The 11,912-nt window shown below is 71.2% G+C and carries 13 protein-coding genes; 4 read left to right on the top strand and 9 right to left on the bottom strand.

Annotation, left to right across the window (positions count from 1 at the left end; translation table 11 throughout):
• Positions 1–24: 24 nt before the first annotated feature.
• Both FGI33_RS04575 and fabG read right to left on the bottom strand, forming a co-directional pair.
• Positions 25–981: a phosphotransferase enzyme family protein gene (locus FGI33_RS04575; protein WP_237582326.1), complete on the bottom strand. Its 957-nt coding sequence runs from the start codon at positions 979–981 to the stop codon at positions 25–27.
• 23 nt (positions 982–1,004) lie between these two features.
• Positions 1,005–1,715, bottom strand: coding sequence for a 3-oxoacyl-ACP reductase FabG (gene fabG / locus FGI33_RS04570; protein ID WP_119433723.1), 711 nt, complete (start codon positions 1,713–1,715; stop codon positions 1,005–1,007).
• 185 nt (positions 1,716–1,900) lie between these two features.
• Here fabG and FGI33_RS04565 point away from each other — a divergent pair, with 185 nt between their 5' ends.
• Genes FGI33_RS04565 through FGI33_RS04555 form a run of 3 tightly spaced genes read left to right on the top strand, consistent with a single transcriptional unit; the run spans position 1,901 to position 3,386 of the window.
• Positions 1,901–2,290: a DUF3099 domain-containing protein gene (locus FGI33_RS04565; RefSeq protein WP_237582325.1), complete on the top strand. Its 390-nt coding sequence runs from the start codon at positions 1,901–1,903 to the stop codon at positions 2,288–2,290.
• Positions 2,287–2,544, top strand: coding sequence for a hypothetical protein (locus FGI33_RS04560; RefSeq protein WP_119433724.1), 258 nt, complete (start codon positions 2,287–2,289; stop codon positions 2,542–2,544). The genes FGI33_RS04565 and FGI33_RS04560 overlap by 4 nt, the downstream gene beginning before the upstream one ends.
• Positions 2,541–3,386, top strand: coding sequence for an SURF1 family cytochrome oxidase biogenesis protein (locus FGI33_RS04555; RefSeq protein WP_119433725.1), 846 nt, complete (start codon positions 2,541–2,543; stop codon positions 3,384–3,386). The genes FGI33_RS04560 and FGI33_RS04555 overlap by 4 nt, the downstream gene beginning before the upstream one ends.
• 53 nt (positions 3,387–3,439) lie before the next feature.
• Here FGI33_RS04555 and FGI33_RS04550 read toward each other — a convergent pair whose 3' ends face one another.
• From FGI33_RS04550 to sufB, 6 genes are all read right to left on the bottom strand, one after another.
• Positions 3,440–5,038: an ABC-F family ATP-binding cassette domain-containing protein gene (locus FGI33_RS04550; RefSeq protein WP_119433726.1), complete on the bottom strand. Its 1,599-nt coding sequence runs from the start codon at positions 5,036–5,038 to the stop codon at positions 3,440–3,442.
• Between the two features lie 222 nt (positions 5,039–5,260).
• Positions 5,261–5,530, bottom strand: coding sequence for a metal-sulfur cluster assembly factor (locus tag FGI33_RS04545; protein ID WP_045530338.1), 270 nt, complete (start codon positions 5,528–5,530; stop codon positions 5,261–5,263).
• A gap of 62 nt (positions 5,531–5,592) precedes the next feature.
• Positions 5,593–6,363 (bottom strand): Fe-S cluster assembly ATPase SufC, encoded by a 771-nt coding sequence (gene sufC, locus FGI33_RS04540; RefSeq protein WP_045528103.1) that lies wholly within the window; start codon positions 6,361–6,363, stop codon positions 5,593–5,595.
• A 13-nt stretch (positions 6,364–6,376) separates the two neighbouring features.
• Positions 6,377–6,697: a non-heme iron oxygenase ferredoxin subunit gene (locus tag FGI33_RS04535; protein ID WP_119433727.1), complete on the bottom strand. Its 321-nt coding sequence runs from the start codon at positions 6,695–6,697 to the stop codon at positions 6,377–6,379.
• A complete protein-coding gene (gene sufD / locus FGI33_RS04530; protein WP_182623249.1) occupies positions 6,694–7,911 on the bottom strand; it encodes a Fe-S cluster assembly protein SufD in 1,218 nt (405 codons plus the stop codon). The genes FGI33_RS04535 and sufD overlap by 4 nt, the downstream gene beginning before the upstream one ends.
• A complete protein-coding gene (gene sufB, locus FGI33_RS04525) occupies positions 7,912–9,330 on the bottom strand; it encodes a Fe-S cluster assembly protein SufB (protein WP_012299303.1) in 1,419 nt (472 codons plus the stop codon). It abuts the gene before it with no gap.
• 268 nt (positions 9,331–9,598) lie between these two features.
• On the opposite strand from sufB, the gene FGI33_RS04520 reads away from it, so the two are divergent.
• Positions 9,599–10,609: a COX15/CtaA family protein gene (locus tag FGI33_RS04520; RefSeq protein ID WP_119433728.1), complete on the top strand. Its 1,011-nt coding sequence runs from the start codon at positions 9,599–9,601 to the stop codon at positions 10,607–10,609.
• Between the two features lie 350 nt (positions 10,610–10,959).
• Here the strand turns inward: FGI33_RS04520 and FGI33_RS04515 are convergent, their stop codons facing one another.
• A complete protein-coding gene (locus tag FGI33_RS04515) occupies positions 10,960–11,880 on the bottom strand; it encodes a heme o synthase (RefSeq protein WP_119401190.1) in 921 nt (306 codons plus the stop codon).
• Positions 11,881–11,912 lie beyond the last annotated feature (32 nt).

The following is an 11,912-nucleotide window of genomic DNA, read 5'->3' as shown; positions in this document are numbered from 1 at the left end:
TCCGGACGGGCGCCCGGGTGCGGGTCAGCCCGTGACGACGGCCCGGGCGATCGCCGCGAGCTGGGCGATGTTCGCGGGCATCCGCTCCCGCTCCGACGGCAGGCTCGCGAGGTGGGTCACGTTGTCGAGGTACGCCAGGAAGATGAACGCGCCGAAGCGCTCGTCCGGGACGCCCGTGCTGCCGCCCGCCGCCGTGTAGGCGCGGTGGAACTGCGCGCGCTGCCGGGGCGCCAGGTACATGATCGCCGCGGCGACGTCGAGGCCGGCCGGGCCCAGCCCGCAGCGGTCGAAGTCGATGACGGAGACGCCGGCCGGCCCTTGGATCAGGTTGCCCGGGTGGTAGTCGCCGTGCACCATGATCGGCGGCCCGGCCTCCGCCAGCGTGCCGCGGAGCTCCTCGATCGCGCCGGCCAGCGCCTCCGCGGTGGAGCCGTCGGCCATGATGCCCGGGTACCCCTCGACGAGGCGCTGCAGGCGCGCGCTCGCGTAGTCGGCGTCGTAGCGGCGGCGCTGGCCCGCGAGCGCGACGGCCGCCGGATCCGCGCCGGCCGCGTGCAGGGCGGCCAGCGTCTCGGCGAACGGCCCCGCGTCCGACGAGGCGGGGAGGCTGCTCAGCATCTCGCCGTCGTGCCACGTGAGCAGGCTCGCGAGGCGCCGCTCGACGCGCTCTCCCGACGCCCCGACCACCGCGCGGCGGAGGCCCACCTCGTCGTCGTCCGGGACGGCGACCTCGACGGTCGCCGTCCAGGATCCGTCGCGCGTGCGCTGCGGTCCGGGCACCGAGGGCCAGCCGCGCGCCGCGAGCACGTCGAGCCAGTCGAGCTCCAGGTCGATCTCGTGCTGCTTCCGGCGCGCGACGTGCAGGCGCAGCAGGTAGCGGGATCCGCCGTCGGCGTCGACGCGGTAGGCGTGGTTGTGCGTGGCCCCCAGCTCGGTGAGCGCGGCGGGACCCGTATCCCAGGCCGCCAGGAGGTCGGACACGGCGCTCTCCCCGACGGGCGGGGTCAGTGGCCCATGCCGAGGCCGCCGTCGACGGGGATCACGGCGCCGGAGATGTAGGCGGCCTCGTCCGAGGACACCCACGCCACGGCGCCCGCGACCTCGGCGGCGGTGCCGTAGCGGCCGGCCGGGATGGACTTCTTGTACTCGGCCGCGGTGGCCTCGGGCAGCTCCGCCGTCATGTCGGTCTCGATGAAGCCGGGCGCGACCACGTTGGCGGTGATGCCACGGGCGCCGAGCTCGCGCGTGACGGAGCGGGCGAGGCCGACGAGCCCGCTCTTGGAGGCCGCGTAGTTGACCTGGCCGCCGGAGCCGTAGAGCCCGACGACGCTGGAGATGAGGACGATGCGGCCGAAGCGCGCCTTGAGCATGCCCTTCGACGCGCGCTTGACGACGCGGAACGCGCCGCCCAGGTTCGTGTCGACCACCTCGGTGAAGTCGTCGTCGCTCATGCGCATCATGAGGGTGTCGCGCGTGATGCCCGCGTTCGCGACAACGACCTCGACAGGTCCGTAGGCGGCCTCGACCTCGGTGAACGCGGCGTCGACGGAGGCGGCGTCGGTGACGTCGGCGCGCACCGTGAGGCTGCCCTCGGGGCCCTGGCCGGAGCGCGCGGTGACGGCGACGCGGTGGCCGCGGCGCAGCATCTCCTCGGCGATCGCGTACCCGATCCCCCTGTTGCCTCCGGTGACGACGACGGTGCGTGAGGTGCTCATGGGGGACCTTCCATTACGGCTTGGAGGGGGCTTGCGGACTCGGACGAGCCTATCGGTGGCGCGGCGTAACCTGGTCTCGATGGGGAGCGCGACGCTCCCCCGAAGGACGCCATCCACGCATGCCAGCTCCGCAGCAGTCGGTCACCAGCCTCCCCCGGTCCCCGCAGGAGGACCGCCATGCCCGCATGGTGAAGTACACCATCGCCATGAGCATCCGCATGGTCTGCATCCTGTCCTGCCTCTTCCTCCAGGGCTGGTGGCTGGCCGTCGCCGCCATCGGCGCGATCGTGCTCCCCTACTTCGCGGTCATCCTGGCGAACGTGGGCGGCAACCAGGGCACCGCGGTCGAGCGCCCCGGCGGCGTGGTCGTCGTGTCCGCCCGCCACTCCGGCTTCCCGCCGCCCGCCGAGCCCTACGTGCCGTCCGAGCCCTTCCGCGCGTCGGAGCCGTTCACCACGCCCGAGCCGTTCACGACCTACGAGACGGGGCGCGCGCCGGAGCCGACCCGCGCCTCCGACGTGCGTCCGACGACCGCGGGCGGCACGGCCGCGCCCGACACCCCGACCGACGCGTGAGCGGGCTCGCCTCCTGGGGCCTCGAATCCGCCGGGCCGTCCGCCGACGTCGTCGAGTGCTCGCGCGCCGGCTGCCGGACCGACGCCGCCTGGCGCGTCGAGTGGCGGAACCCGCGCATCCACGCGCCCGACCGGGTCAAGACGTGGACCGCGTGCGACGAGCACGTCGGCTTCCTGCGCGACTTCCTCGCCGGACGCGACTTCCCCGTGCGCGTCGCCGCGATCGACGCGCCCGTCGCGGGGGCCATCTCATGAGCCGCTGGCGCTTCGTCCTCAACCGCAGGTGGGCCGGGTACCTCCTCGTGGCCGTCGTCTTCTCCATCGCGTGCGTCCTGCTCAGCCACTGGCAGTTCGCGCGACGCGACGAGGCCCTCGCCGAGATCGCCAAGGTCGAGGACAACTGGGATCGCGCTCCCCAGCCCGTCGACCAGGTGCTCGCCGACGCGTCGGCGTACGTCGACACGCAGAAGTGGACCCCGGTCACCATGACCGGCACCTACCTGGTGGACCAGCAGCTGCTCGCCCGCAACCGCCCCTTCAACGGGCAGCCCGGCTTCGAGGTACTGACGCCCCTGCGGCTCGACGACGGGCGCGTGTTCGTGGTCGACCGCGGCTGGGTGCCCATCGGCAACTCGCAGGACTCCCCGGACTCCGTCCCCGCGCCGCCCGCCGGCGAGGTCACGGTGACGGCACGGCTCAAGGCCGGCGAGCCGGAGCTGCCGGGTCGCTCCGCGCCCGAGGGCCAGATCGCCACCGTCAACCTGCCGGACATCGCCGAGCGCGTCGGATCCCCCACGTTCACGGGCGCGTACGGCCTGCTGATCTCCGAGGATCCCGCCCCCGCCGACGCCGCGCCGTTCGCGACGCCGCGCCCGGAGGAGGACGAGGGCCCGCACCTCTCCTACGCGTTCCAGTGGCTGGTGTTCGCGATCATCGCGTTCGTCGGCCTCGGCGTCGCGATCCGCAACGAGTACCGCATCATCAACGCCGACGATCCCGAGGAGCAGGACCGCGAGCGCGCGCGCCAGGCCAAGCGCGCCCGGAAGCAGCCCTCGGATGCCGACGTCGAGGACCGGATCCTCGACGAGGCGCGCTGACGCCGAGGCACCGACCCGCGGACGCCCGGCGGTCCGGCTCGCGCGCGCGCGGATCAGGCCAGCTCGATGAGGTCCATGTAGTCGGGGCTCCAGTGGTCCTCGGTACCCTCCGGCATGATCAGCACACGCTCGGGGTTGAGCGCCTCGACCGCGCCCGAGTCGTGGCTGACGAGCACCACGGCGCCGGAGTACGTGTTGAGCGCGCCGAGGATCTCCTCGCGGCTCGCGGGGTCGAGGTTGTTGGTGGGCTCGTCGAGCAGCAGCACGTTGGCGCCGGACACGACGATCATCGCGAGGGCGAGGCGCGTCTTCTCACCGCCGGACAGGACACCTGCGGGCTTCGACGAGTCGTCGCCCGTAAAGAGGAACGAGCCGAGCACGCGGCGCGCCTCCATCTCGGAGATGTCGGGCGAGGAGGAGACCATGTTCTCCAGCACGCTGCGCTTCACGTCGATCGTCTCGTGCTCCTGCGCGTAGTAGCCGATGCGCAGGCCGTGGCCGGGCTCGAGCCGGCCGGTGTCGGGCTGGTCGACGCCCGCGAGGATCCGCAGCAGCGTCGTCTTGCCCGCGCCGTTGAGCCCCAGGATGACGACCTTGCTGCCGCGGTCGATCGCGAGGTCGACCGCCGTGAAGATCTCGAGCGAGCCGTAGTTCTTGCTGAGGTCGCTCGCCATGAGCGGTGTGCGGCCGCAGGCGACGGGCTCGGGGAAGCGCAGCTTGGCGACGCGGTCGACGGCGCGCACCTCCTCGAGGCCGGACAGCATCTTCTCCGCGCGCCGCACCATCTGGTGGGCGGCGGCGGCCTTCGACGCCTTGGCGCCGAACTTCGCGGCCTGCAGCTGGAGGACGCCCGCCTTCTTCTCGACGTTGGCGCGCTCCTTCTTGCGGCGCTCCTCGTCGGCGGCGCGCTGGCGCTGGTAGTGCTTCCAGCCCATGTTGTAGATGTCGATGACCATGCGGTTCGCGTCGAGGTAGAAGACGCGGTTCACGGTGTCGCCGACGAGCTCCACGTCGTGGCTGATCACGATCAGCCCGCCCTGGTACCCCTTGAGGAACTCGCGGAGCCAGGTGACGGAGTCGGCGTCGAGGTGGTTGGTGGGCTCGTCGAGGAGCATCGTGTCGGCGCCGGAGAACAGGATGCGCGCGAGCTCGATGCGGCGGCGCTGGCCGCCGGAGAGGGTGCTGAGCGGCTGGTCGAGGATGCGGTCGGGCAGGCTCAGGTTGCTCGCGATCGACGCGGCCTCGGCCTCGGCCGCGTACCCGCCGAGCGCCACGAAGCGCTCCTCGAGCCGGCCGTAGTCCTTCATCGCCTTCGCGGAGACCTTCTCGTCGGTGGACGCCATGTCGAGCATCGCGCGCTGCATGTCGAGGGACAGCGTGCCGAGCCCGCGGGCGTCGAGGATGCGCGTCCGCGCGAGGTCCTCGGGGTTGCCGGAGCGCGGGTCCTGCGGGAGGTACCCGATCTCGCCGGAGCGGTCGATGCGGCCGCCGGTGGGCTGGCCCTCCCCCGCGAGGATCTTGGTGAGCGTCGTCTTGCCGGCGCCGTTGCGGCCGACGAGGCCGATCTTGTCTCCCGGGCTCACCCGGAACGAGACGTCCTCCATGAGGACGCGGGCGCCGACGCGCAGCTCCAGGTCGTGTACAGCGAGCACGGTGAGGGGTCCTTCTGATCAGCGGATGTCCCACGGTCCGTGGGAGAGGGGCGACCCGCAGCAGAGGGGGTCGAGCCCGGTCGGTCGAGGGCGTCCATCGGACCCGACCGGTCCAGTGTACGAGACGCGCGGCGCCGCCGCCCTCCGGGGGCGGGCGGGGGACGCGACGACGGCCCCACCCGGAGCGGGTGGGGCCGTCGAGGACGTGCGGTGGAGCGAGGGTCACATGGAGAAGCCGAGCGCCCGCATCATGTCGCGGCCATCGTCGGTGATCCGGTCCGGACCCCACGGCGGCATCCACACCCAGTTGATGCGGAACGCGGCGACGACGCCGTCGAGCGCCTCCGCCGTCTGCTCCTCGAGCACGTCGGTGAGCGGGCAGCCCGCCGACGTCAGCGTCATGTGGATGATGAGCGCGTCGTTCTCGTCGTCCCACGCGAGGTCGTAGATGAGGCCCAGGTCGACCACGTTGATCCCGAGCTCGGGATCCATGACGTCCTTGAGCGCCTCCTCGACCTCGTCGAACTTCTGCGGGGTCAGCGTGCTCTGCGTGCTCACGCCGTCACCGTGGTGGAGGGCGCCAGGAAGCGGTCGTAGCCCTCCTCCTCGAGACGGTCGGCCAGCTCGCGGCCGCCCTGCTCGGCGACGCGGCCCGCGACGAACACGTGCACGAAGTCGGGCTGGATGTAGCGGAGGATGCGCGTGTAGTGCGTGATGAGCAGGAGCCCGAGGCCCGTGTTCGCCTTGGCGCGGTTGACGCCCTCGGAGACGATCTTGAGCGCGTCGACGTCGAGTCCGGAGTCGGTCTCGTCGAGCACCGCGAACTTCGGCTTCAGCAGCTCGAGCTGGAGGACCTCGTTGCGCTTCTTCTCGCCGCCGGAGAAGCCCTCGTTGACGTTGCGCTCCGCGAACGCGGGGTCCATCTTGAGCGCCGCCATGGAGGTCCGGACGTCCTTGATCCAGCCGCGGATGGCCGGGGCCTCGCCGTCGATCGCAGTCTTCGCGGTCCGGAGGAAGTTGGTGGTGGTGACGCCGGGGATCTCGACCGGGTACTGCATGGCGAGGAACAGGCCCGCGCGGGCGCGCTCGTCCACCGTCATGTCGAGGACCTCGACGCCGTCGAGCGTGATGGAGCCGGAGTCGACGTGGTACTTCGGGTGGCCCGAGATCGTGTACGCCAGCGTGGACTTGCCCGAGCCGTTCGGGCCCATGATCGCGTGGATCTCGCCCTCGTTGATCGTGAGGTCGACCCCCTTGAGGATCTGCTTGCGACCCTGCTCGGTGTCGACGCTGACGTGCAGGTCGGTGATGGTGAGAGTTGACATGCGTGCGGTTCCTCTAGCTCTTCGGGGTGGTGTCGATGTGGATGTCGCCGTCCACGATCGACACGGGGTAGACGGGGACGGGCTCGTAGGCCGGCAGCGTGCGCGGCTTGCCCGTCTCGAGGGAGAACTTCGACCCGTGGGCCCAGCACTCCAGGGTGTCGCCCTCGACGAATCCCTCGGCGAGCGAGATGTCGCCGTGCGTGCAGGTGTCGCCGATGGCGTGCACCGTGCCCGAGGAGTCCTTCACGAGCGCGATGGCGAGGCCCTCGATCTCGATGCGGAGGGCCTCGTTCTCGCCGAGCTCCTCGACGGCGCAGATGCGGACGGCGGTCATCGCGCGCCCGCCCCGGCCGCGGAGCCCGTGGAGGCGGAGAGCTCGGCCTCGATGGCGGCCTGCAGCCGCTCCTCGAGGTCGGGGACGCCGATCTGCTGGACGATCTCGCTGAGGAAGCCGCGGACGACGAGGCGGCGCGCCTCCTCCTCCGTGATCCCGCGGGCCTGCAGGTAGAACAGCTGCTCGTCGTCGAAGCGGCCCGTGGCGCTCGCGTGACCGGCGCCGGCGATGTCGCCGGTCTCGATCTCGAGGTTCGGGACCGAGTCCGCGCGCGTGCCGTCCGTGAGGACGAGGTTGCGGTTCTGCTCGTAGCTGTCGGTGCCGGGCGCGGAGCGGCGGATGAGGACGTCGCCGATCCAGACGGTGCGCGCGCCCTTGCCCTGCAGCGCCCCCTTGTAGGTGACGCGGCTGCGGGTGTTGGGGGCGTCGTGGTCGACGTAGACCTGCTGCTCGAGGTGCTGGCCCGCGTCAGCGAAGTACACGCCGAGCAGCTCGCCGTCCGCGCCCTCGTTCGAGAGGTGCGCCGAGGGGTTGACCCGGACGATGGATCCGCCGAGCGTCACCACGACGTGCTTGAGCTTGGCGTCGCGGCCGACGACGGCCTGGTGCGCGGCCAGGTGGCGCGCCTCGTCGTCCCACTGCTGCACGGTGACGACCGTGAGCTCGGCCTGGTCGCCCACGATGATCTCGACGTTCTCGACGAGGGACGCGGATCCGACGTTGTCGAGGATGACGACGCCGCGGCTGAACCGCGCCGCTGTGATGACGGTGTGCGCGGCGCGCGGCGCGGACCCGAGCTCGGAGCGGCCGACCGTGACGGTGACGCGCTCCTCCCCCGTGACGTCGATGGCGAGCGCCTCGCCGAAGGACGACCAGGCGTTGGCCTGGGCACGGTCCTCGGGGGCTCCCGCGGTGCCGATGCGCGCGTCGTCCCGGGGGATCCAGGAGACGGACGTGCCGGCCGCGTCGGAGCTGGCGAACGGGTACCGCGAGCCGTCGAGCTCACCCGAGATGAGGTCGTCGAGCTTGCGGACGGGCGTCAGCTTCCAGACGGCCTCGCGGCCGGTGACGGCCTCGAACGCCTCGACGTCCGTGGACGTGAAGCGCTCGGAGCGGGTCTGGATGGGGATGACGCCCCACCCTCCGTCGGTGTGCGGTCGGGCGCCGTTCCCCAGGGGGGCGACGGCTTCGGTGGTGGCGAGTGGGGTCGTCATCTAGCCGACGGATCCTTCCATGCCCATCTCGATGAGCTTGTTGAGTTCGAGCGCGTACTCCATGGGCAGCTCTCGGGCGATGGGCTCGATGAAGCCGCGGACGATCATGGCCATGGCCTCGTCCTCGGGCATGCCCCGGCTCATCAGGTAGAACAGCTGCTCCTCGCTGACGCGCGAGACCGTGGCCTCGTGGCCGAGCTGGACGTCGTCCACGCGGATGTCGATCGCGGGGTACGTGTCGGAGCGGGAGATGGTGTCGACCAGCAGGGCGTCGCAGCGGACGGTGTTGGCGGAGTGGTGCGCCGCCGCGTCCACGCGGATCTCGCCGCGGTAGCCGGCCCGGCCGCCGCCGCGCGCGATGGACTTGGAGACGATCGACGACTGCGTGTACGGCGCCATGTGCACCATCTTCGCGCCGGCGTCCTGGTGCTGGCCGGGGCCCGCGAAGGCGACCGAGAGGGTCTCGCCCTTGGCGCGCTCGCCCATGAGGTAGATGGAGGGGTACTTCATCGTGACCTTGGAGCCGATGTTGCCGTCGATCCACTCCATGGTCGCGCCCTCGGCCGCCGTCGCGCGCTTGGTGACGAGGTTGTAGACGTTGTTCGACCAGTTCTGGATGGTCGTGTACCGGACGCGGGCGTCCTTCTTCACGATGATCTCGACGACCGCGGAGTGCAGCGAGTCGGACTTGTAGATGGGGGCGGTGCAGCCCTCGATGTAGTGGACGTAGCTGCCCTCGTCCGCGATAATCAGCGTCCGCTCGAACTGGCCCATGTTCTCGGTGTTGATGCGGAAGTACGCCTGCAGCGGGATCTCGACGTGGACGCCCTTGGGCACGTACACGAACGAGCCGCCCGACCAGACCGCGGTGTTGAGCGCGGCGAACTTGTTGTCGCCGGCGGGGATGACGGTGCCGAAGTACTCCTTGAACAGATCCGGGTGCTCGCGCAGCGCCGTGTCGGTGTCCATGAAGATGACGCCCTGGTCCTCGAGCTCCTTCTGGATGGAGTGGAAGACGACCTCGGACTCGTACTGGGCCGCGACGCCGGAGACGAGGCGCTGGCGCTCCGCCTCGGGGATGCCGAGCCGCTCGTACGTGTTCTTGATGTCGTCGGGCAGGTCCTCCCACGTCTGGGCCTGCTTCTCCGTGGAGCGCACGAAGTACTTGATGTTGTCGAAGTCGATGCCGGACAGGTCGGCGCCCCACGTCGGCATGGGCTTCTTGCCGAAGAGCTCGTAGCCCTTCATGCGGTTGGCGAGCATCCACTCGGGCTCGCTCTTGCGCCGCGAGATGTCCGCGACGACCTGGGGGGAGATGCCGCGCTTGGCCGAGGCGCCGGCGACGTCCGAGTCGGACCAGCCGAACTCGTACTGCCCCAGGCTCTCGAGCTCCGGTCGGTCGATGAGCACATCTGACATGGCTACCTGCTTTCCTGACGATCTGGGCGTATCAGCGCCGTATCGGCATGTACCCCCCGCACGGCGACGCCGCTTCGGTGACGGGGGGAAGACTGTGGGTGTCCGGGATGCGGCGGCTCCACGCCTCGCACCCCTCTTAGGATGAACAGGAACGCGGGTGGACTTGTTCCCGCCGTCCTCGCTGACGTGCCGGATGCCGCAAGGCCCGACGTGTTCCATGAACCATCCCCGATTCTACGGGCAATCCAGCGGGCACGGAAGGCAGGCAGTGACTCACGGCACCGATGCGGGGCAGTCTCCCAGTGGGAGCGTGCTAGGTCAGACCCTCATGGTCACGAGGCGGCTGCGGGAGCGGCTGCCGGACGGGATCACGCGGGCCACCCGCGTCCTCGTCTGGACGACGCTCGTCGTGCAGACCCTCGTCGTCGGCACGGGCGGGCTGGTGCGCCTCACGGGCTCCGGGCTCGGCTGCCCGACGTGGCCGCGGTGCACCGCCGACTCCTTCGTGTCGACGCCCGAGATGGGCGTGCACGGGATCATCGAGTTCGGCAACCGCCTGCTCACCTTCCTGCTGGTGATCGTCGCCATCGCCACGTTCCTCGCCGTCGTCCGGCTGCGGAACCGCGGTCGCGGGCTCTTCTCCATCGCGCTCGCCATCGGCCTGGGCATCCCCGCGCAGGGCGTCATCGGCGGCATCACGGTGCTGACGGGGCTGAACCCCTACATCGTGGGCCTGCACTTCGTCGTGTCGGTCGTGCTCGTCGTGCTCTCGACCGTGCTGGTCTGGCGCACCTACCACCCGCTCGACGAGGCCGAGCGCTCGGTCCCGTCCTCGTTCGCCACGCTCGCGCGCATCACATCGGTGGTCGTGGGCATCACGATCCTCGTCGGCATCGTCGTGACCGGATCCGGCCCCCACGCCGGCGACCAGGGCGCGGCGCGCAACGGGCTCGACCCGGAGCTGCTCCAGCACGTCCACAGCTGGCCGGCGTACACGACCTTCGGCCTCACGATCGTCCTCGTGGCCATAGCCGCCCGCAACCGGTGGACGGCTGTCTCGCGCTGGACCCGGGTGCTGCTCGCGGTCGAGTTCGTGCAGATCGCCGTCGGCCTCATCCAGGCGCGGACGGGCCTCCCCGAGTTCCTCGTGGGGCTGCACATGGTGCTGGCGTGCCTGCTGGCGTCCGCGATGACGGCGACGCTGCTCAGCACCACCCGACGCGCGGACACCCTCCGGCTCACGCCCGCGGAGGTGCGGCGCTCCGCCCACGTGGGCTGACCACGCCACCCGTCCCGCCGACGCCCGCCCGAGCACCGCTCGCGGCGGGCGTCGTCGCGTGCGGCGTCGGCGCGAGCCCGGCCCCCGACCCGCCCCGCGCCGGGGAGGGCACCTGCACGCTGCGCGATCCAGGCAGCAGGACAGACAGGCGGACACGATGCCGACCGCCTCCTATCACCACGGCCGACGACGACGACGGCGGCAGCGGCACCGGCCACCGGCAGCCGGCCGCGCCGGCGCCGAGCCGCGCACGGGCGTCAGCCCGACCGCGGACATGGGACGGTCGCCGGCATCACGCGACCGAGGACGCGGCCGCCCGGATCAGGAGGCCGGGAGCGCGGCAGCCGCGATCAGAAGGGCAGCAGCGGGTCGATGCCGACCGCGAGGAACAGCAGCGAGAGGTACGAGATGGACGCGTGGAAGACGCGCATCGGCTTGATGGGCTCGTGGCGCACCGCGAGGTCGTACAGGCGGTGCGTCTCGTAGACGAACCAGCCGCCGCCCGCGAGGGCGGCGAGGGTGTAGACGAGGCCCATGCCGGCCACCGGGATGAGCAGCAGCGAGCAGGCGAGCGTGGCCCACGCGTAGAGGATGGTCTGGAGGCCGACGGCGGCGCGGCCGCGGACGACGGCGAGCATGGGGACGTTGACGGAGGCGTAGTCGTCGCGGTACTTCATGGACAGCGGCCAGTAGTGCGGCGGGGTCCAGAGGAACACGATCATGAAGAGGATCACCGGCGCCCACGAGATGTCGCCCGTGACGGCCGCCCAGCCGATGAGGACGGGCATGCAGCCGGCCGCGCCGCCCCAGACGATGTTCTGCGGCGTGCGGCGCTTCAGCCACAGCGTGTAGACGAAGACGTAGAAGAGGATGGCGGCGAGCGAGAGCGCCGCGGCCAGCCAGTTGGAGATGACGCCGAGCCACACGATGCTGGCGACGCCGATGACCCAGGCGAAGACCAGCGCCTCGCGGTCCGTCAGCTCCCCGGTGACGAGGGGCCGCCGCTGCGTGCGCTTCATGACGCGGTCGATGTCGCGGTCGATGTAGCAGTTGAAGGCGTTGGCGCTGCCCGCGCTGAGCGTGCCGCCGACGAGGACGCCGAGGATCAGCCAGGGGTTCGGCCACCCGCCCTGGGCGAGGATCATGACGGGCGCGGTGGTCACGAGCAGGAGCTCGATCACGCGCGGCTTCGTCAGTGCGACGTACGCCTTGGTCTTCCTCGCCACGCCGATCGTCTCCCGATCGACCCGACTCTGCACCGCAACGTTCATCGCACCTCTAACTCGCCGGACATTCCCTCCCC

This window comes from Clavibacter phaseoli (genome assembly GCF_021922925.1).
GTDB lineage: Bacteria > Actinomycetota > Actinomycetes > Actinomycetales > Microbacteriaceae > Clavibacter > Clavibacter phaseoli.
This window is presented reverse-complemented; position numbering and strand designations above follow the sequence as displayed.